The organism is Sinorhizobium sp. 6-70, from assembly GCF_030124375.1.
Lineage (GTDB): Bacteria > Pseudomonadota > Alphaproteobacteria > Rhizobiales > Rhizobiaceae > Sinorhizobium.
In genome coordinates this window covers 58,699-79,630 of the sequence record NZ_JASKLS010000020.1, presented here as the reverse complement: position 1 = coordinate 79,630, position 20,932 = coordinate 58,699, and the positions used below count along the sequence as shown (strand labels likewise).

The 20,932-nt window shown below is 58.0% G+C and carries 17 protein-coding genes; 13 read left to right on the top strand and 4 right to left on the bottom strand.

All coding sequences use genetic code 11. The features are described from left to right. Positions 1 to 341 precede the first annotated feature (341 nt). The 12 genes from QN222_RS27675 (at position 342) to QN222_RS27620 (ending at position 13,690) form a co-directional block, all read left to right on the top strand. Positions 342 to 926 (top strand): UPF0262 family protein, encoded by a 585-nt coding sequence (locus QN222_RS27675; RefSeq protein WP_283965415.1) that lies wholly within the window; start codon positions 342 to 344, stop codon positions 924 to 926. After that, positions 923 to 1,492 (top strand): UPF0262 family protein, encoded by a 570-nt coding sequence (locus QN222_RS27670; RefSeq protein WP_283965414.1) that lies wholly within the window; start codon positions 923 to 925, stop codon positions 1,490 to 1,492. The genes QN222_RS27675 and QN222_RS27670 overlap by 4 nt, the downstream gene beginning before the upstream one ends. Next, positions 1,489 to 2,499 (top strand): helix-turn-helix transcriptional regulator, encoded by a 1,011-nt coding sequence (locus QN222_RS27665; RefSeq protein ID WP_283965413.1) that lies wholly within the window; start codon positions 1,489 to 1,491, stop codon positions 2,497 to 2,499. Before QN222_RS27670 ends, QN222_RS27665 begins: the two co-directional genes overlap by 4 nt. A gap of 736 nt (positions 2,500 to 3,235) precedes the next feature. Continuing rightward, positions 3,236 to 4,651 (top strand): ThiF family adenylyltransferase, encoded by a 1,416-nt coding sequence (locus QN222_RS27660; RefSeq protein WP_283965412.1) that lies wholly within the window; start codon positions 3,236 to 3,238, stop codon positions 4,649 to 4,651. Beyond that, complete coding sequence (locus tag QN222_RS27655) at positions 4,639 to 5,133, top strand: Mov34/MPN/PAD-1 family protein (RefSeq protein WP_283965411.1); 495 nt, start codon at positions 4,639 to 4,641, stop codon at positions 5,131 to 5,133. Before QN222_RS27660 ends, QN222_RS27655 begins: the two co-directional genes overlap by 13 nt. Before the next feature lie 251 nt (positions 5,134 to 5,384). Continuing rightward, a complete protein-coding gene (locus tag QN222_RS27650) occupies positions 5,385 to 5,642 on the top strand; it encodes an avidin/streptavidin family protein (RefSeq protein WP_283965410.1) in 258 nt (85 codons plus the stop codon). Between the two features lie 1,007 nt (positions 5,643 to 6,649). Next, positions 6,650 to 7,654: a LacI family DNA-binding transcriptional regulator gene (locus QN222_RS27645; RefSeq protein ID WP_283965409.1), complete on the top strand. Its 1,005-nt coding sequence runs from the start codon at positions 6,650 to 6,652 to the stop codon at positions 7,652 to 7,654. A gap of 41 nt (positions 7,655 to 7,695) precedes the next feature. Continuing rightward, entirely contained in the window at positions 7,696 to 8,979 is a 1,284-nt protein-coding gene (locus QN222_RS27640; protein WP_283965408.1) for a sugar ABC transporter substrate-binding protein, read from the top strand. A gap of 87 nt (positions 8,980 to 9,066) precedes the next feature. Beyond that, positions 9,067 to 10,008 carry a sugar ABC transporter permease gene (locus tag QN222_RS27635; RefSeq protein WP_283965407.1) on the top strand — a complete coding sequence of 314 codons (942 nt, stop codon included), beginning with the start codon at positions 9,067 to 9,069 and terminating at the stop codon, positions 10,006 to 10,008. Then, positions 10,001 to 10,894 (top strand): carbohydrate ABC transporter permease, encoded by an 894-nt coding sequence (locus QN222_RS27630; protein WP_283965406.1) that lies wholly within the window; start codon positions 10,001 to 10,003, stop codon positions 10,892 to 10,894. The genes QN222_RS27635 and QN222_RS27630 overlap by 8 nt, the downstream gene beginning before the upstream one ends. A gap of 3 nt (positions 10,895 to 10,897) precedes the next feature. After that, complete coding sequence (locus QN222_RS27625; RefSeq protein ID WP_284005690.1) at positions 10,898 to 12,619, top strand: glycoside hydrolase family 32 protein; 1,722 nt, start codon at positions 10,898 to 10,900, stop codon at positions 12,617 to 12,619. A 24-nt stretch (positions 12,620 to 12,643) separates the two neighbouring features. Next, positions 12,644 to 13,690 carry a sn-glycerol-3-phosphate ABC transporter ATP-binding protein UgpC gene (locus QN222_RS27620; RefSeq protein WP_283963464.1) on the top strand — a complete coding sequence of 349 codons (1,047 nt, stop codon included), beginning with the start codon at positions 12,644 to 12,646 and terminating at the stop codon, positions 13,688 to 13,690. 564 nt (positions 13,691 to 14,254) lie between these two features. Here the strand turns inward: QN222_RS27620 and QN222_RS27615 are convergent. The 4 genes from QN222_RS27615 to QN222_RS27600 all read right to left on the bottom strand — a co-directional run bounded on the left by QN222_RS27615 (position 14,255) and on the right by QN222_RS27600 (position 18,434). Then, complete coding sequence (locus tag QN222_RS27615) at positions 14,255 to 15,193, bottom strand: IclR family transcriptional regulator (RefSeq protein WP_283963465.1); 939 nt, start codon at positions 15,191 to 15,193, stop codon at positions 14,255 to 14,257. Between the two features lie 90 nt (positions 15,194 to 15,283). Further along, complete coding sequence (locus tag QN222_RS27610) at positions 15,284 to 15,670, bottom strand: ectoine synthase (RefSeq protein ID WP_283963466.1); 387 nt, start codon at positions 15,668 to 15,670, stop codon at positions 15,284 to 15,286. Positions 15,671 to 15,891: 221 nt separating this feature from the next. Further along, a complete protein-coding gene (locus QN222_RS27605; RefSeq protein WP_283963490.1) occupies positions 15,892 to 16,380 on the bottom strand; it encodes a NifX-associated nitrogen fixation protein in 489 nt (162 codons plus the stop codon). Between the two features lie 761 nt (positions 16,381 to 17,141). After that, the gene (locus tag QN222_RS27600; protein ID WP_283963467.1) at positions 17,142 to 18,434 is read right to left on the bottom strand and encodes an acetyl-CoA carboxylase biotin carboxylase subunit family protein; all 1,293 of its coding nucleotides are present in this window, start codon (positions 18,432 to 18,434) and stop codon (positions 17,142 to 17,144) included. An 862-nt stretch (positions 18,435 to 19,296) separates the two neighbouring features. On the opposite strand from QN222_RS27600, the gene QN222_RS27595 reads away from it, so the two are divergent. Next, entirely contained in the window at positions 19,297 to 20,916 is a 1,620-nt protein-coding gene (locus tag QN222_RS27595; protein ID WP_283963468.1) for an ABC transporter substrate-binding protein, read from the top strand. Positions 20,917 to 20,932 lie beyond the last annotated feature (16 nt).

Sequence of the window (20,932 nt, the reverse complement as noted above, 5' to 3'; positions counted from 1 at the left end):
GTCAGACTGATCGGCCTAGCGGAGTTTTACCAAGCTGAAATCGTCTTACGCGAGATAGCGCGGGCGCTTGACCTCAAGTCGCCGAATAAAGTGTTCCATAAGCTATCTTATGCGATTGACATGTTATAACATAACCAGCTCAGATCAACCGCAAGTTCGGAAACATACCGGAACAACGTGCTCAGAAGATTTACGAAACCATGCGCAGACAGCTACTCAATCTTGAACCCTTTTACCCGAATGAGAATGAAGCGCGGCAATCGGGCTTGGCGAAGCTCTGCACTAGCCGCCGAAGAGACATTGCCGTGTGTATTGCATCCTCACGACCGGATGCAACGTCGATGACCGCTGCCATGTTCCGGCTTTACGACGTGTCGCTTGATGGTTCTTTGAGCGGCCGCAACTCGCACCTAGAGCGCGAACTGGCAATCGCCGTCGATGACTTGCTGGAGTACAACACCTTTGTTCCCGTCGGTCATGAGGGCGGCCCCTATCAGCTCAGACTTGCATTGGCAGATGCACGCCTGGCGCTGGATATCACCACGGAGACGGGCGCGCCTGTGGTAAGACACTACTTATCCCTCCGTTCGTTCCGCCGGCTGTTCAAGGACTACTCCCGGATCTGCGAAAGCTACGACACCGCCTTGATAAACGCGAACCCCCAAAGGCTCGGAGCAATCGACACGGGCCGTCGGGCAATTCATGATGACGCCTCCGACCTGCTTCGAGAGCGGCTCGCACCGAAGGTTGCTGTTGACAAAAATACCGCTCGGCGGCTGTTCACATTGATCTATGCGCTCTTTGCAGAACGTCACCGGGCAGCGGTTCCAGAAGTGCCACAACCCGGTCTGAGCGGGCTCCGCATCGGTGCTGGAGTGGGCATCGCCATCGGCAATGAAGCCTCGCGAGCGGGGCAACGTCGATGAGTGCCGCCGCCTTCCGATTGGGCCATGTGACGCTTGACGGCTCGTTCAGCAGCCGCAACCCCCACTTCGAGCGGGAACGCGCCATTGCCGTCTACGACCTGCTCGAGAAGAACACCTTCATTCCGGTCGGTCATGACGGCGGGCCCTATCGTCTCAGCCTCGCCTTGGCAGGGGCGCAGCTAGCATTGCATATCTCAACCGAGGAGGGAGCGCATGTCATGAGCCATTTTCTGTCGCTCGCTCCCTTCCGCCGGCTGCTTAAGGACTACATCCTGACCTGCGAGAGTTTCTACGACGCCATGCCGGGTGCGAGCCCCGCGAGGTTCGAAGCAATCGACATGGGCCGTCGTGCCATTCACAACGACGCCGCCGAAGTGCTGAGAGAGCGGCTCGCGGCGAAGGTGATCGTCGACCAAGACACCGCCCGACGGCTGTTCACGCTGATCTACGTGCTGCTCATGCGACGATCGCCGAGCGCACCCTCCAATAATGACAACGAAAGCGCAGCCCCGCGCCACCAATTGGGACCGAGTCGCGGTTTGACTAAAAGGGAGCGTAGCGGATGAATGTGCTCAGAAGTATTGGCTTCGAAGCAAGTTCGAATGACGCGATCCGGCGCCATCTTGATGCCGTTGAACCGAATTGGCGGTGGACGATCACGGCCCCTTCGGATGAGGATTGCTCACTCAAGTTCAGGCGACAATATCTTCACACAGGCTCGATAGTGACCGTCGAGCATTCCATCGGTATCGGCGCCGTCGCCAGACGCAATACGGCGCGCGTCAGCATCTATTTCGTTTTGGCCGGCGCGATGGAAATTAGTGATCGCACGGCGCGCACGGTTGTGTCTATCCCCGCGAACCACGTTGCAAGCGCCTGCGAAAGTTCTGGAAAACGTCTGGTTATCGAACCTCACAGTTCGTGGTTGGCGTTCCACATTCCCGAGTCCACCTTGCGGCGACACTTTGAGGACTCGACCGGGCGGCCATATGTTCAGGAATTCGTGCTGCCGCCGGGCAGTTTTTGTGAAGGCGATGGGCTGGGCCTTTATCAAACGCTCAGACAGGCAAAAGAGGATCTTTCTTCCGTCTCTTCTGAAGAGAGACCGATATTGGCAAAAGCGTACCAACAGTTGGCGCTGGCGAAGCTGTTTGCGAAGACGCCGCACAACCTCGCCGAGGCATTCGGGCGCGGAACTCTGTCGGATGCACCAAGGCAACTCCTCAAGGCCGAAGCCTTCATGCGGGAGAACTTGTCCAACCCGATAACGATCGACGATCTCGCGGTCGCTGCAGGCTGCAGCCCGCGGGCGCTACAGAGGATGTTTCGCAGCCATCGCGGCGACTCGGCTATTGGCATTCTCTGCAGCTACAGGCTGGCTGCAGCGCACGGCGCAATCAAGACCGGCCGAACTGCGAGCATAACCGACTTGGCGACGAGCCTTCAGTTTTCAAATCCCAGTCGTTTCTCGGTTCTCTACAGGAGCGCCTACGGCTGCAGCCCCTCCTCCGCCCTGCGCTTCGCACGCGATGAGGGCACGACGGACAACTTTGAAAGCGATGAATCGTGCTAGATGAATCCTGCTAAATTGGCCCAATTTTGCAGGATCCCCTACGTAGTAGTCCTGTCAAAGCAGTAACTCGGCGCACATGTGACCGTAACTTGGAATGAAACACGCAGTGAACGATTGCTTCAGCTTAATATTTGGTATCCCTAATGGGCATGGATGCTAAAAATAGGCAGATAAGGCTTTTCCGAACGCTTTTAGCGCCGGAACATTAGGCAACACTTAGTACCAACCGCAGGAAGAAGGAGCCTCAAATGGCAGGCAAACCTGGCAATCCGGGACACGAGCCCGACAATCCCGAACATCCTGGCCATCCGAACCGTCCCGGTCATCCGCCTGGTCCGCCGCATCACTCTGGTCCAAGCGTTCCGCCGAAAGTACCTCCGAAGCACGTTGGTTGAACATGAAGCCATACACCGACTTTCAGCCGCCTGCTGCTCTGGCTGACACAGTGGCAGGGCACAGGAGGCTGGCGGAACTCGAAAAGCTTCATTCTGCTGCTGGAGGGAGCCTCCGCGTAGATGAGGCGGCGGCGGCTGCCGGAATCCTTCGAATCGAGTTTTCATGGCCATTGAGCGACGGGAGAACGATTGGGCTGCGGGCAGTTTATCCAGATACCTTTCCACGCTTGCGCCCTCATGTTTTTCTGACCTGCGACCCATCCGAATACCCTAAGCGGCACTGTGGACCCGAAGGAGCGCTTTGTCTGCTGGGGCGCGATACCCGCTATTGGCAGGCCAACATGTCACTTGCTGAAATCCTCGATGAAAACCTCGCGCATGTCCTGGACGGCACGGGGCTGGAGGACCCACAAGGAGAGCCGATTGAGTATTGGTGGAACTGCCTCGGGCAGGCGCGAGGGAGCTTCGCCCTCGTTGACTCCGGATGGAAGCTCTCGGGCTATGACGACGGGACTGTCGATGTCCTCGTGACCGCAAGCAGGACAGAGATCGGTCGGACCATCCGGGCTGCGATCTTAAAAGTCAATGCCGGTGACGGTAGTCTTTTGGCGGAACGTGCTGCGCCTCCTCCTCCCGCCATTTTTTCGAGTGCCATTCCCGCCAGGTTCCCTTGGCGGCGCGACGACCAACTTTCCCTACCAACAGGTTCTGCTGAACAGGCGGTCGGCAAAGTCGCGTACGGGAATACATATGTGACATGCGACGGAGCAGATGTCCGGCTCTCATTCACGGTCAGCAAGACGGAACTTCAACACAACGAGCATGGAGATGCTTGGGTGTGCGGAATGGCGGTACGGGAGCACATTTCACGCCCGAGTCGAAGGGGACCGCGACGTAGAGACACGGTCGCGTCCATCGTGCCTATTTTACGGGACGGCGAGATAGACATCGGCTATCGAGTTCCATCGGTCGCGAGTCTGAGGGGCAAACGCATTGCGGTTGTCGGGCTTGGAGCGCTGGGATCCCCCGCTGCCGTCGAACTGGCTAGAAACGGCTGCACCTCGCTCCATCTGATGGACGACGACGTCGTCGAGCCGGGCAATACGATCCGTTGGGAACTTGGAGCCAGTAGTTGGGGAACGAAGAAGCAGGACTCCTTGAAGCAGTTCATCGAACGGGAATACCCATGGACCTCCGTTCTGGCCGTCCCCCACCGCATTGGACTACCAATCTGCGATCCGGGCATCCCCGGAGAAACAGATCGGCTGAACGAGTTATTGGAAAACGTCGATCTCGTTGTGGACGCCAGTGCCGCGCCAGGCGTGACCTACCTTCTGGGCGACATCTGCCGGGAGCGTGGCCTTCCGCTCATCTCCGTTTTCGCCTCACCCAACCTGCACGGCGGGGCGGTCGTATTCCATCATCCGGATTCCGGTTGTCCGGTGTGCATGGCGCACGCCAACGACACCCCGGAAGGAAAGTCGGGCCACATCCCCTATCCGAACGGCATGAATGACGAATTAACGCTCGTTCAGCCACCCGGTTGCTCGGAACTAACCTTCACCGGGGCTTCATTCGACCTGAAGGAACTGTCCTTGGAGACCGTCCGGATGGCAGTCGATGTCCTGTCCAGCCCGGATGAGTGGGTGGTATCGGAAGTCCGCACTGTGAACCTGCTTGGCGCAAAACGGCGAACGCCGCCGAGTTGGCGGATCGATCCACTGGAACGACACCCGGACTGCGGATGCCGAAGCTGATCTGGATACCGGAGTCCGTCGCCGAAGCGATGCTGAAAGACGCGAGCCGTTGGCACGATCTCGAAACAGGCGGCACCTTTATGGGATACTGGTCGGACACGAATGTCGCAGTGATCACGAAGATGATTGACGGCGGATCGAAAGCGAGACGCACACGCAGTAGTTTTTCCCCGGACCGAGAATGGGAGCAATCGGAGATCGACCGTCATTATCACGCGTCAGGCCGTATCGACACCTACATAGGCGACTGGCACACGCATCCGAACGCCCAGAGCGGCGAACCAAGCTGGACCGACCGTCGCTGCCTTAAAACGATTATCCGCACTACAGAAGCGCGTGCGCCCAGACCAATTATGATTCTCCTATGTGGCGGACCCGAGAACTGGCTGCCCCATGCCTGGGTCGGACAATTAAAACGCCGCGCGTTCTTTTTCGAAGGGGTGGAAACCACCGCGGCCATGATCTCCACCTACAAGGATTAGCCGGCCTTCGAAGGCCAACCTAGAAACCAGTATTTGGCGCTGAACCACGGGATCGAAGCCGATTCGAAGCACCAACCAACATCCGTTGCCGCAGTCTGCCCCCGGCCCGAATCGCCAAGCGGCGTCCTCATCGTTTGGGAACACAGGCGCCCCACAGCGCCTCAGAACCAGTCCGGCTCGACGATGATCATTCAAGTCGGCTCGTTCGGAAATGTCTCGGGCCAATACATAAACAGAGACCAAGGCGCCAAATGCCAGAACTGGATCCGCTAACGGGAAGAGTAAACGCGAAGTTCATCGCATTCTCGGTCGGCTGGAATAATTCGATGGAGAATTGCAATTCAGCAACCGGATGGACCGGCTACGCACAGGCTAACGGAAATAACATTGAGATCGTCACGAGCTGGAGCCTTGCTTACGAAGGCACCGCTGGGCCGGCAATTGAGCAAGGAAAAGACACTTTCCAACATGTACCGACGACCGAGACAAAAAGCTTCTTGAATGATTAAGCTCCTCTTTCTCTGCAGGCGCCATACTGTCGGGATTCTGGAGTAAGCCAAGAGCTGATGTCAGAGAGCATAGTAGCGCGCACCCCCGCGACGCAACGCTTTCCCTGCCGGACCCAATGCGCTGCGAGCTCGCCAGCGCGGCGCAAATTCCCATGAGCTCGATGCGGCAGCTGCGAGCGGTTGAGCCGCTTTGGCGTCTTCTCCGCAACAACGACCGGCAGTCGAAGGCATCATGGACGGCCTATAGAAGAAAATTGAAGGGGTCGCCGCCCTGAAGGCGAGGCTCAGAGCGATTACGCTAGTGGCCAACCCCCTCGAACTCCGTTCCCACCCGTCGGGTTCACGGTTTCGAGGACAATTCGTCTGGTCGACGATCTTTTTGAGCCGTTCAGGCACCGCACGAGTCGGCTTTAATTAACCATGGCAGGGATTGGTGAAGGTCTGCGCTGATGGCTGCCCCGTTTTGCTCTCATTCGCCTCACCATGATAGGGCATGGATAAATCTGGAATCGGCTTTCTAGCACTCATAGGCATTCTCATTGCTATCTTGATAAGCATTGTGGCGTTCAAACCAGCAGATGAGGTGCCACTCACTGTACCGCCAATCATGCCCTGTCTCGGCAGGCGTTGCTAACCAGGTTTGGTCAGGCAAAAATCCAGCAAGATCTGAAATAATCTCTAACAGTTGCGGAACGCTTCGCGCGCGGTACGCGGTCGAACCAACCATACTTAGCTCAAATGGATGAGGAACAAAGGTTCTCGTAGTACAGAGAAAACGGCGCACTTCTCCCCGCGCGCCGAGTGAACTTTCGGCAGGTGTTCGGCGAGTGTTCCTTCTCGCAAGCGGCGCGACCGTTCACTTCGCCGATATTGATGTTGATCGGTGCGGCTCGCCCGGATTGCGCGATCCGTCGTGCTCACCGCGGTGACGTCAACAGAGGCGATCGATTTGACTTGAGCCTCCGCCAATGGTAGACGTTGGGTAATCGTTAACCCATGGTGAAGCCGTGACCGTCTCCCTCAACGACATTGCCGAACGCGCGGGCGTCTCCGTCAAGACGGTTTCCGGCGCGCTGCACGGCGGCTCGGCCCGCATGGCCGAAGCGACGAGGCAGCGCATCAAGGAAATAGCCGAGGAACTTGGCTACGTCACCAATCTTGCCGCACGCAGCATGCGGCAGGGCTGGATGCCGCTGATCGGCGTCGTTGCCGACGAATTGATCACCTCCCCTTTCGCAACGGAAATCATCCGGGGGCTCGATGGTGCGGCGCGAGCCTCTGACATGGCCGTTTTTGCGATGACCTTGAACGGGAGCCGCGATGTAGGCGCGGTGATTGAGGAAGTGCGTCGCTTCCGCCCGCGGGCGATCGCTTATGCCGCCATGTACCACAAGGTCGTCGCGCTGCCCGAGGACTTTGCCGAGGCCGTCGGGGTGATGATCAATTGCCGCGAAGCGAGCGACCGGGTGACCGCACTGGTACCCGACGAGATTGGCGCCGCGCGTGACATCACCAGTTATCTGATCGAGGCCGGACGCAGGAATATCGCCTTCATCAACCTGCCCGGCCTGCTTGCCGGCGAATTGCGCGAAGCGGGGTTCCGACAGGCGATCACCGAGGCCGGCTTTGATGGCGCGGCCGCCCGCGTATTGCCGGCTGTTCGCAGAGCGATTTACAGCGATAGAGCGCACAGCCTCGTGCTTTCCCACATTACCGAGTTGATGAGTGGGCCCGACCGGCCGGATGCCATACTGTGCGGCAACGACCGTGTGGCGATGGAGGTCTATGCGGCGCTGCGCCGGGTTGGAGCGCAAATCCCCGACGATGTCGCCGTCGCCAGCTTCGACAATCAGGTCGATATTGCATCGCGTCTCGACCCGCCATTGACGACCATGGCCCTGCCGCATCGGGCGATGGGCCGCCTGGCCGCGGAGATCCTGCTTGCCGGTGACACGGCAGCAGGCGAGCTTCACAAGCTTCCGTTCCAGATGGTGGAGCGGTCATCCGTATAAATCAGTAGCCACGTAAAACCCGTTGAGGAGGAGAAACAGTGATGGGTAATCGTTTACTTTCATTCCTAATGGCATCGGTCGCGCTCGGAGGCATGGCCGAAGCCAAAACCGTCATTCACGTGATGCACCAGGGCGACCCCGGCTGGGTCTCCACCTATGGCGAGGTTGCCAAGCGGTTCGAGGCCGCCAACCCGGACGTCGACATCGAGCTTATCTACGCTCCGCACGACGCATATAACGAGAAGTTCAGCGCGGCGGTGATGTCCAAGCAGCTGCCGGACGTCATGGAACTCGACGCGCCCTTCCTCGCCAACTACGTCTGGTCGGGCTATCTGCAGCCGATCAGGCCGTTGATCGATGAGGATGTCATCGAAGACATGACCGAGTCGAATATCGCGCAGGGCACCTACCCCGTCGACAAGGAGCTTTACGCGGTCGGGCTGACCGACTCCTCGGTCGTTCTCTACGGCAACAGGAAATATCTGGAAGCGATCGGCGCACGCATCCCGAAGGGCGTTGACGACGCCTGGACGCGCGAGGAATTCGAAAATTACCTCGAAAAGCTCTCCAAGGTCGAGGGCGTCAAATGGCCGATCGACACCTTCCGTGGCTACGGCATCAAGACCGAGTGGATCACATATGCCTATGGTCCCATCCTGCAATCAGCCGGCTGCGACCTCATTGACCGTAAGACCTGGAAATCCGTCGGCACTCTGGACAGCGATCCTTGCGTCGATGCGCTGACGATGATGCAGAAATGGGTGAAGAACGGCTGGGTCGTGCCGCAATCCTCCGGCACCAATCAGTTCTTCGCCGAAGGCCACCCGGCCGCGTTGGCGTTCGGGGGCCATTGGTTCTATGCGGAAGCTGCGGCTTCGATGAAGGACGACACCGTCGTCATGCCATTGCCGAAGTTCGGGGCGGAGGGCGCGAGCCCCAACGGCACCTGGATCTGGGGCATCACCACCGCGTCCGAACATCCCGATGTCGCCGGCAAGTTCGTCAGCTTCATGCTTAAGGATAAGGCATTCCGGGATTATGCGAAGAAGGATTCCGCCTATCCTGGCTTAAAGAGCTTCGCCGCAGAGTCACCGCTTTACGCCGACGGCGGTGCGATGGCGGTGGCCTTCGAGCAGGCATCCAAGACGGCGGTTGCACGACCTCCGCATCCGGCTTATCCGATCATCACCTCGGCCTTCATGGGAGCGGTGGACGAGATCTTCAATGGCGGTGACGTCAAGGCTGCACTCACCGCGGCAGCCGAGAAGATCGACGAGGATATCGAAGAAAACGACGGCTATCCGCCCTTCGACGAACAGCAATAACGCGCGTGTGCGGCCGCGTGGAGCCCATACCCGCGCGGCCGCAGCAGCCGATCGAACAAGCGACGCATTTCAGATGAGGAGGAGATCATGACCTTGCAGCAACCGGCGCTGCCAGCGACGGCTGTCGCGACACGCCCAGCACGGCTGAGGGACAGGGGCCGTCTGTTCCAGGAAGTCGGCATGCTCGCCCCTGCCGTGGCCTTGCTGACGATCTTCCTCGTCGTGCCATTTCTCCTGTCGTTCTGGACGGCGATGACCAACCAACCACTGGTACCGCGGCCGACCCCCGTCCGGTTCATCGGCTTCACCAACTTCCTGCGCATCTTCAAGGATGATCTCTTCTGGACGTCACTCTGGAACGTCTCGCGCTTCACATTCTGGATTCTGCCGGTGCAGTGCGGTCTGGCTTTCGCCACAGCCCTACTGCTCCACCAGAAGCTTCCGTTCCGCAATTTCTTCCGGGGCGTGTTCTTCCTGCCGGCGATCACGTCGATGGTCGTCGTCTGTGTGATCTGGGGCACGCTCTTCCAGTATCCGACCGGCCCCCTCAATCAGGTGATCGGCTTCCTCTCCGGTGGCCGCATCGAGCCGATCGACTGGCTCGGCGACCCTAACTGGGCGATGTTCTCGATCGTGCTGCTGTCGGCCTGGCAGGCCTACGGCTTCCAGATGATCATCTATCTCGCCGGCCTGCAGGGCATTCCGGATGAACTCTACGATGCTGCCAGGATCGACGGCGCCAACGCCTTGCAGCGCTTCTGGCACGTCACGATGCCGGGACTCAGGCCGACACACGTCTTCGTGCTGGTGATCACCACCATTCAGGCTTTCAAGCTTTATACTCAGGTGGCGATCCTGACTCAGGGCGGCCCGAGAAGCAGCACCGAAACCGTCGTCCACTACATGGTGCGCGCCGGCTTCGAAGAGCAGAAGCTTGGTTACGCCTCTGCCGTCTCAGTCATTCTCTTCCTCATCGTTCTCGTCATCGCGCTCGTGCAGCGCCAACTCCTGAGGCGTTTCGATGTCTGATCTTGCCATCCCCACCCTGCAGACAGAGGCAAAGCGCGAGCGCTCCGCGATCGGCTCGCTGCGCGTCGTCCAGACAGGCTGCATCCTCGCCATCGCGCTGGTGATCGTCTCACCGCTGTTCATGCTGCTGATCGCAAGCCTGAAGGACGACCGGTTTCAGATTCTGGCCGACATGGGCAGTTTTCGCGCCTTTTGGGCCCCCAATCCGACGCTCTCGAATTTCGCCGAGGTGAGCAATTTCTCAGGTGAGCTGGCCTTTGGCCGCTATCTTCTGAATTCGCTGTTCATTCTCGCCTCAACGGTCGGCGCCGGCCTGATCGTCAATTCGATGGCGGGCTTCGTGCTCGCATGGGGCTCGCTTCGTGGCCGCGCCCTGATCCTGTCACTGGTCATTGCTCTTTACGTCATTCCGCAGGAGAGCATCATCATGCCGCTCGTCATCATGGTTTCGCGCGCTGGCATGACCGACACTTTTGCGGTGCAGATCGTCCCCTGGGTCGCCAGCCCGCTTTACATCTTCCTGTTCTACCAGTTCTTCGCCCAGCTTCCGAAGGAGCTCTTCGAAGCGGCCGAAATGGACGGCGCCTCGGTCTTCCGCATCTACCGTTCGATCTTCCTGCCCTTGAGCCTGCCGGCGCTTGCCACCGTCTCGATCCTCATGGGGATCGAGACGTGGAACCAGTATCTCTGGCCCATCCTGGTAACGCAGACCGACTATGCCCGACCGATCACTGTCGGGATCGCCACGTTCTTCGGCCAGGACAGCATCTATTGGGACCGCGCCATGGCGGCTTCCGTCCTGATGATGATTCCGATCCTCGTCCTCTACCTCGCATTCCAGCGCTGGTTTGTGAGTTCGTTTATTGGTTCCGCCGTGAAAGGTTGATCAATGACAAGTCATACAACCCACTCTTGCCTTCTCGGAGGCAATCTGAAGACGCTGATGGCCGCCCTCCCCGCCGGGACCACGCTCCACGCGTGGCTGAAACCAGTCGATACGGGTAGGACGGCCGAGCTGACAGCGAGCCAGGACGGACAGGAAATTGGTCGCATAACGGCGCGAAACAGCGAGGAGTTCGAGTTCCGGGCGCTGCTGATCGAGACAGCCGGCGAAACCTCGTTTAGCTACAACCCCGCGACCACGAGCCTCTCTGTCGTCTATGCTTTTTCGGAAACGGACGTTTTGGAGAAAGGCATCGTTGTTCTTTACAGCGGCGAAGCCAATTCGACACCACGCGTTCCTGGTAGCTATCACTTCCGCCCGCCCTTCGGCTGGATGAACGACCCCAACGGCTTCGGCCGTTTCGGCGACAAGGTTCATCTCTTCTATCAGCACTACCCCCACAGCTTACGCTGGAACACGATGCATTGGGGCCATGCGGTCTCGGATGACTATCTCCGATGGAAGCACCTGCCGATGTTTCTGTTTCCGTCGGCGGGACTCTCGGCAAGCGCCGAAGGCCGCGGCGGCGCGTTTTCCGGCTCGGCAGTTCCCCTTGCTGGCGAGGAGCCCGGGATCCGTGTCTTCTTCACCGAACATGTGAAGGACCGCAGGCCGGAAGAGCAGATCCAGTTGACCGCCGTCAGTCGCGACCGGATCAGCTGCGGGCCGGCGGAGATCATCCTGCCGGAACGCCCGTCCGGGCTAGACCTGATGCTCGATTTCCGTGACCCCTATGTGATCAAGGGTCCGGACGGACGCTGGAAAATGCTCGTCGGCAGCCGCGATCATGCGGGGGGAGTGATCCTGCTCTACGACACAGCCGATCTGGACGCCGCGGTTGGCTGGGGCTTCGTCGGGATTCTTCACCGCGAGAGCCGCTTCGGCATGACGGCGGCCGAATGCCCTTGCATGGTGCCGCTCGGTGGTCCTGCCGACGACCCCCAAACCCGTTGGGCGCTGATCGTCGGACTGCTCACCAGCCGCGATCCGGCAACGGCGCGACGCAACATAACGCTTGCAACCGTCGGCCGTTTCGACGGCAGCACCTTCGTCAAGGAATTCGAGCAGGAACTCGATTTTGGCACCGACGCCTATGCCTTCCAGGCCTTCGTCGACCATTCAGGCCCCGTAGGCATCGCGTGGCTGGCGAACTGGACGGAGATTTCGAAGAGGATCGATTTTTCCACGGCCATGACGCTCCCCCGGCGGGTCCTGCTTGATGGCAATGTGTTGCTAACCCCGCCGGTCGATGCCGTCGACGGCTTGCGCCAAGATTTGATAGACGAAGGCCGACTACTTTGCGGAGACAAGGTCCAACTCGCCAACGGAGCGGTAGAGATCGTGATTGATCTCGCCGCCCCCGGCGCCGCCTTCAATCTCGAATTCGACCATCCCGACGTCGACCTCGGCGTCCGGCTCGATCCGGACGGCCTGAGCATCGTCTACGAGGTTCCCGACGGCAAATTGCTGCCACGCTACATCGCCGCCGGAGCAACGCCGTCGACGCTTCGCATATTCCTGGACGTGGGATCGATCGAGGTCTTTGCCGATAATGGTCGCTGGACCGGAACCAAGCGTTTGCCCGGATTCGCAGGCGTTCGGTCCGCTTGCCTCAGCGCGCCCAAAGGCAATGTCGCCGCAGCAAGCATCTGGCAGCTCAAGCTCTAGCAGACACTTAAAGGGAGAAATTTCATGGCATCCGTCTCGATGGATCAGGTTCGCAAACAATACGGCGCCGTTCCGGTGATTCATGACATCTCCATGAACATCGAAGATGGTGAGTTCGTCACCCTCGTCGGCCCTTCCGGCTGCGGCAAGTCGACCCTCTTGCGCATGCTTGCGGGGCTGGAGGACATCAGCGGCGGCGAGATCCGTATCGGCGGCCGTGTCGTCAACGACGTGGCGCCGAAGGAGCGCGACATCGCCATGGTCTTCCAGAGCTATGCCCTTTATCCGCACATGACTGTCGCGGAAAACATGGGCTTCGCGCTCAAGCTGAAGGGTCGGGATAGAGCGACGATCGAAAAGAGCGTGCGCGAAGCGGCCGATATCCTGGCGCTCGGGCCGTTGCTTGATCGCCTGCCGAAGCAGCTTTCCGGCGGCCAGCGGCAGCGTGTGGCAATGGGGCGAGCGATCGTTCGCCAACCGCAGGTCTACCTCTTCGACGAGCCGCTGTCGAACCTCGACGCCAAGCTCCGCGTCACCATGCGCGCCGAAATCAAGAACCTGCATCAGCGTCTGAAAACCACCACGGTCTACGTGACCCACGACCAGATCGAGGCGATGACGATGGCTGATCGGATCGTCGTCATGCGTGGCGGCAATGTCGAGCAGATCGGCAAACCGCTGGAACTTTACGACCAGCCGGCCAACACCTTCGTCGCAACCTTCATCGGCTCACCTTCGATGAACCTCTTCCAGGGGGCGATCGTCAATGGGCAGTTTGTCACCGAAGGCGGAGTGGCGCTTCCACTACCTGATGGCTATCAAGGCGGGACAGTGGCGGTCTACGGTGTCCGTCCGGAACATCTGACGATTGGCGAACATGGTGTCCCCGCTGTGGTGGTGGTGGTCGAGCCGACCGGAGCCGAAACGCATGTGCTAGCGAAGATCGGCCAGGCAGATGTGAACCTCGTGCTGCGCGACCGGATCGATCTTCAACCCGGCCAGACGGTCATGGTCGCTCCCGACATGAAAAGGGTTCACTTGTTTACACCCAAGGGGCTGCGCGCAAACTGATTGGGCTTCTGCGGAAACTTGGCATCAGCAATGTTAAAGGGGGTGATCCCGTATAATAGCCGAAACGGGCGCTGATGCGTTCGAGCACGTTGCTCTCGGTAACTTCTGACAGCCGCCATTAGGAGGCATGGCAGGATCGATCCAGCGCGAGGCGTGTCGCGTCGGGCGGCAGAGGCGTTTGCCATGTGATGTGACTGGAGCTTAGCGAATTTCGGTTTGACCGTATTTCAATAGCACTCCCATGCTGGGCACCAGCTGGACTATGCGATCTCCGGAATGCTGACGGTTTACGCGGAAGTGCAAGCCGTTGAACGGGGCTTGCTTGCGGCGGCGACTTCAGCAAACCTGTGCCCTTTGTTCAGGACATGGACACCATGGCGCTCGCCTAAGGCGAATGGCTGAAGGTGCATCAAGTTGGTGACATCAATCGACCATGACGCCAGGCACCCGAGGACCACGCCCGCCAAACTATCCATTTAGCGCGATCCCCCTCCGACCTTTGCGAAATGCGTAGGCAAACAGTCTCGGGGAGGCAGATTGAAGGCGGCCTCTCCTGGTAACTGATTAATCCTTTGGAGCTGTCGACAAAGTTTTCAGGCGCGGAATAGGCCAGATCTCGCTTAGCTCCTTGGCGGCAGCAAGCAAATCCGGCGCGATCGCGCCCATGTGCGATGACGGCATATGTACGGAGGGGCCAGCGACACTAACACAGCCCACAGCAGCGTCGTTCTCCCGATCGGAAATAGGCGCTGCTATTGCAGCAATACCGATGGCGCTTTCATCAGACGAGATCGCGTAACCGCGCATGCGAATGCGCCTGAGTTCATCGAACAACTGCTGTTCATCAGTAATGGAGGAGCGAGCGTAACGGCGCGGGAGAATGAAACCGCGTCGGCGTACCTGTGCGAGGGCAGCATCATCATCGAGCGTAGATAACCAAGCACGACCAGTGGCCGTGGCGTGAAGCACCGGTCCCACCTCGGTCGCGGGATCGTAGCGGAGGCCATCCAAGCTCCCCTGAGCGCTTGCGACCCAGACCAATTCACTGTTTTCTGCCGCACAGACGCGAACAAACTCTCCTGTCACTTGAGCTAATCGAGTGATAATCGGCTGACACACCTCGCTGAGGCCGATGTTGCCGAAAAAGCGAAGCCCCAATGCAGCCGCTCGAATCGCCAAGCGATAATGCTGAGTGGTGCTGTCTTGTGTTGCGAAGTCGCGAGCGACGAGTATCGAAAGGACTCGATGAACAATGCTTTTCGGAATTGTTAGCCGCCGCGCGATATCACTGATCGCCAGACCTTCGGGATAGTCGGCCAGCAACTCGATAATGTCGAGGGTGCGGTCTATCGACGATATGTTTGCCATGACGAATTTCCCAGGAGCAATTCCATGCACCAAGCGTTCGAGCTTATTTGTGTCGGAGGTGTCTTTCGGGAGAGCGGTGTGCGCTGAAAGCGCGGCAACGACTTTCAGGGGCTGAGCCATGGCATAAAAGAGCATACCATTGTCACTATCTCATCGCATCGGATTGAAACTTAATGGTGTTGCGTCCCGCGCAAACGAGAAAATTCCAAGTTATGGCCGCTTTGCTCAATAAGCAGAGCCGGACGTATCATCAAGGTTGTGGCGCTCGGTGCCCTTGAGTGGCGGGTTAAAGACGCTGACGAGGATCAGGTCCTGCTCGCGGCCGCCACGCAGGTAGTGCTTGTCATGTTTGTCGAGCACATAGATGTCGCCCTTGCGGATCGGGAAGACGTTGCCGTCCATGTCTTCAACCTCGCCCTCTCCTGCGATGCAATAGCAAGCCTCGAGATGGTTGCGGTATTGCAGCACCGAAACGGTGTTGGCCCGCACCACCGTGTGGCAGACGGTGAAGCCCATTCCATCTCTTTCCGTCAGCAGACGATGGCTGGTACCGCTGCCCCATTCGACGAAGTGATCGGTTGCTTCAACATCTTTCAGGCTGCGCACAAACATCGTGTTCCCTCATGTCAGAAAATTTCACAGTTACCGTAGTCCCAGTGCAGCTCTTCCCTCCCATTTGTTTCCATTTCCGCAACCGCTCCCTGATGGCCACTCAGCCGTAGGCTTGCCGGCAAGCTTGCGCAAAGCTATCAAGTGCTTGCGAAGAGCGACCACAGCTCAACAACTGTGTTCTGCCGCTCCTCGGGACTGATGATCTCCTTTCTGGGAAACTTTCAGGCCCGCGCCGCGTCCGGATAAGCTTCAATGGCCGCCATCGCCTCGTCCACCAGTTTTGTACCGGCTTCAGCGAGTTGCGTAAGTGTCTCGTAGCCGAACCGATGGACCTCGCATAAGATTTTCGACAGAAGGACCAGCCGCCCAGCCGTCAGAAGCACGCGCCCGGAGCCTTCATGGCTAATCTTCATCATCGGGGATGTTGTTAGTCCGGAACGCTCCTCGATCATGAGTCCTACGGCGGCGTAAAAGACTTCGAGCCTCCATAACACGAACGGATCGGGACTGCCGATAATGGAGATCGCACTGCGCTGCTTCTTACTGAGGATGAAGTGCGCCAGCACTTCAGCGTCCGATTTGCCTTCCCATGATCTGTTGATATCTTCAATACGGATCAGCCGCGTGAGAAATTTGAGGAAAGGACTGGCAAGGGCCTTCTCGTCCTCGGTTTCAGAAGAGCTAATCGCTCTAGCCCAAAACGTTCTCATCATTCGGACCTATATCCGAGGGCAACCCCGCCGGCCCCGCCCTCTCTCCGATCGATCCCTACTGCTGTGATCTTCTGCTGGGCAGGTGGTGGACGTAGATGTGACACATTGCCTTCCTTCGTTTGTTGCATAATGTCGGTCGGCGGCTCCCGACGTCGGTAGCGTTATGCTCTTGCGATTGATGAAGACAAAACTTGTGCCAAATGCACCGGTCGCGCCAAAAATGTCCTGTTTTGCTTACTTTTCAGCTACTTAAACCGAGGGGTGGAGTACGAGATCGGCTAAACGGGCTTATGTTACAGACCCGACAATGCGGACAGAAGGTGTCGGATGTCCGTCGAGCAGACGCTCACGGCTATGACCGATCTTGACTGCGATGATGAACCGACTTCGGGATGCCCCCTAGAAGATGTCCTGTGGCCATTCCCTCGTACCGTTCGAAGACGACACCGTGACGGGCGAGACCAAGCATCCTGGCTGTTTGGATCACCAGAAAATATGTTCGTGCGAAGGTTTAGTCCAACAAGGGAGCCATACCTGGTGTCACCCATCGTGATTGGAGGCATTATCCTCTCTTGGCCATGTAGCGCTGCTGTGCGACCGCCCGAATGGCGGCCTACAGATGCCCTACACGCCACCAATGGTGCCGTCTTCGACGCCTCAGAAGGCGAGCATCGCAGACTGCCAAATCTATAGTGAAGGCTCGTGTCCGGATGGGATGTGTCTCTCTCGCACTCAATTAAACCAATGTTTGGAGACCATCACATCTTACCAACTGCTACGTCAAAAGATGCAGGGAGGTGAGGAACCGAAGAATGGTTCTTTTCGCCAGCGGGCGGATTTGGTGTTATCGACCAGCTGATTAAGTCGACGGCACGCTGAAGTGTCGCCTCGGTCCGCTCAAAATTGGCTGAACCCGCAATGACATGTCCGATCCAATCTCGATCATCGCCTTTGGCGACGATCGGCGTCTTGGGTTCAACATACAGTTTGACCTCTGTGACACCCGGTACGGCCTCCGCCTGAAGGCCACCTTCGATCCAATCGAGGGTGCCATCGCGATCAGGAACGAGGAACCGGGCCGCTGCAGTCTGGGAATGTCTTCTGCGCAAATTGCATTCTTGACCGATGACAAGCTTGATGTGCTCGGTGATGAGATCGATACCATAGGCAGCCTGAACGAGTTGGGGGTCCGGCGTGCCGGCAAGACGCGGATTGACTTCAATGACTACTGGGCCAATCTTCGTCCAACGGAGTTCAATATTAGTTGGTCCCCAGCCAAGGCCCAGAGCTCGCAAGCAGTTCCTCGAAACATCGGCGATATGCGCGTGCTCGTTTTCGGTCAGTCGAGCCGGCAGGGTGAACTCATGAAAGATGAAATGTGGTGGAGGCCCGAAGTCGGCAGCGGCAACCCCCACGATTTCATTTCCCATTATGTCAACGCTATAATAAGGCCCTTGTGCAAATTCTTCGACCAATACCCGCGGCGACGTTCGCCATATGTCCCTCCCCTCTAACAGATATTTGGTATGTTCGGCTAACTCGTTGACGTTGCGGCACAATCGAACACCGATGCTGCCGCTACCTGCCGTTGGCTTGAGAATAACCGGCAGCCCAATTTCAGCAGCAAAGCGTTCTACGTCCGCCGCATTCTCTGCCACGCGATAAGCAGGTACTGGAACTCGAGCGTTTGCGAGGAGCTGACGTTGAGCAAATTTGTCGCAGCACTGTTCAATGGATGCGGGGTTCGGTCCCGGTAGATCGAAATACCGGCAGAGCTTGCCAACTGTCGCATAGAATTTTTCCCTAGCGCACGTAATACCAGCAATGTCATAGGTTGCGCTTAACCTGGAACACTCGCCGATTAGCTCGTCTAGGTTGTTGGTGTCCACACGGATTGCCTCAATTCCTTCTGCCGCAAGATAGCCGTACTGAGCCGGATCAGCCGACAGTGTGATTGGATGAAGGCCAAGGCGCTGGGCCGCTCGGACGTAGAGCTCACTAGTCCCCGTTCTATTTCCTTCAACCAAGATGAGTGCTGCTTTCCTTACCATCAACGGTTAACTCCAAATTGGCCCTGTGGCAGCCGAACAGAAGCCGTCTGCACCAGTCCTGCCAGACTCAGTCGATGCGAGAAATTTTACGACGTGGAAACTTGCCGGCTGTTCGCTGCCTCGCAACAGGAGAGTCAAATTTTGTGCCAATTTGGATCAACTGCCCGAAGAGCTGTTCTGCTTCTAATCAATGGCATAGATGCGAGTGTGCCAGGACGACGGGAAACAATGTTGTGTCGCGAACTCGACAACTCCCGAGTCAACGGGGCCCTGCCTGCCAAGCGAAGCGAGGAATTGTCCCCATCACTGAATTTAATTTTTCGCACTTTTCGAGCCGCCTCTACGCCTTTTTTGCAGCAGGCCTGAGGAACGTTTCTGGCTAGGGCGTTGGCGGCCGGCAACCTTCTCACGGGCGTCTGCGACAATGCCCCGGAGAAAGAAGCCGTTCCACATCATCACCGATGGAAATCGGTCGAATGGCGGAAAGAGCGATTGCGGACCCGATCGACGCCATCGCCGAACATGACTGAGCCGGGTGCATGTGATCGGCCAATCGTCAGCATACTCAACCCGGCGCTCAAAGGCATCGAGCGGCACAATCGTAATGATGCCTCAGGCTTCGCAAAAGATCACTATCTCCCCGAATGCTGTGTCGAATGCCCCACAAGTGGCACGGCTTATCGGCTGGCAGCATCAAGGGTTGGTGTGTGCAGCATCACTGCCACCGATTGTTGACCTCACTCAATGGCCCGAGCCTTCAACTTGCCGGCGGCTAAGGTCGATCCGGCCTCCTAGCTCGCGGGAGATTTCAGGGTCAGATCGGGACAAGGCAGCGGACCGACCGCACGCCTGGAGATGCCCATTGACTCTGCCGGCACACTCTATTAATGAAACATTGTTCTGGTTTTGGATAATTACAACGTGGACCGAACAGGGGAACGACATGCGAAACTACGCGAGACCAATTTTCACTGCTGCGCTTGCGGGCGCGGCTATGCTGATGACGCAACAAGCCATGGCGGCGAACACGCTGACCTGGGCCAACGCGGACGTGTACAAAGACATCGATCCCGCCTCCGGATATGACCTGGAGACGTTGATGCTTGGGAACGTCTACGAGACGTTGACTTTCTATAAGGACGGAAAGGTACAGCCGCGCCTCGCTGTTGCCTGGGAGAAGGCGAACGGTGGGAAAACCTGGACCGTCAAACTGCGGAGCGGCGTGAAGTTCCAGGATGGCTCTTCGTTCGATTCCGCCGCAGTCAAGAAGTCGATGCTTTACACCCGAGATCTCGGGAAAGGCGCAGCCTTTCTCTGGTCCAACCTCACGGACGTTGAAACACCCGACGAGTTGACGGCCGTGTTTCAGTTCTCCGCACCGATCGCCTTCGACCTCGTGGCGAGTGCACAGTACGGGTCGTACATCATTGCGCCAGCCGCCATCGACAAAGGCCATGATTGGATGCAAGCCGGAAACGCGATTGGTACCGGCCCCTACAAGCTGTCGAAGTTCGACCCTGGCAAATTGGCGGTGCTGGAAAAGTTCGACGATTATTGGGGCGGCTGGAAACCCGGTCAGATTGATCGCGTCATCCAGACGACCGTCTTCGAACCGTCGACGCGTGTCCAGATGGTGAAGTCGCAGGAAAACGTCGTCACCGTCGTTTCGACGAGCCAGATGACATCGCTCGAGGAATCGGAAAACGTTGCCATCGCAGCAGGCACCAGTTGGCGCAATTTCTTCTTCCCGCTCAATACCCAGAAATACCCGACCGATAACTTGAAGTTCCGCCAGGCGCTCACGCGCCTGTGGAACTCCGATATCATCATCGAGAACGTCTGGAACGGTCGCGCGAGCCGTCCCGTTGGCCCGTTGCCCGTTACGATGTGGGGACATGGCACGTACGAAATGCCAACGTACGACCCAGCTGAAGCTCTTAGACTTCTGGAAGAATCCGGCGTTCCAAAGAAGGATTGGAAGATCACGGCCGCCTATCAGACTGGCCGGCAGGAATATGCAGATGCAATGGAACTGTTCCAGCAAGCTGCAGCCGAAGTGGGCGTGGAAGTCGAGCTCGTGCCCTTTCAATCGCAAGGCACCCTCAACGAGAAGCTTAGAAAGCTCGAAACTTCGTTCAACATGACCCACAATCTGTGGTGGCCGGCTTATGCGACGCCGTCCGACTGGCTCTACTCCTGCTACCGGACGCAGAAGAACGTGTCTTTCAACTACTCCTATTACGCAAACGCTACGTTCGACTCTCTCGTCGACGAGGCTATGGCCGCAGAGGGAGTCGATCTGAAGGCTTCGGCACAGGACTACGTCAAGGCTCAAGATCTTCTTATGAAAGACGCTCCAGCGATCTTCGCCGCGGATGGTGAGCGCGCCTATGCCTATTCCTCCAACATCCAGGGAATGGAGAGCAGCCTCAATCCAGCATACGAAACGCTGTTCGTCTATGATCTGTCGCTGAAGCAATAGCTGCGCATCAGAGGCC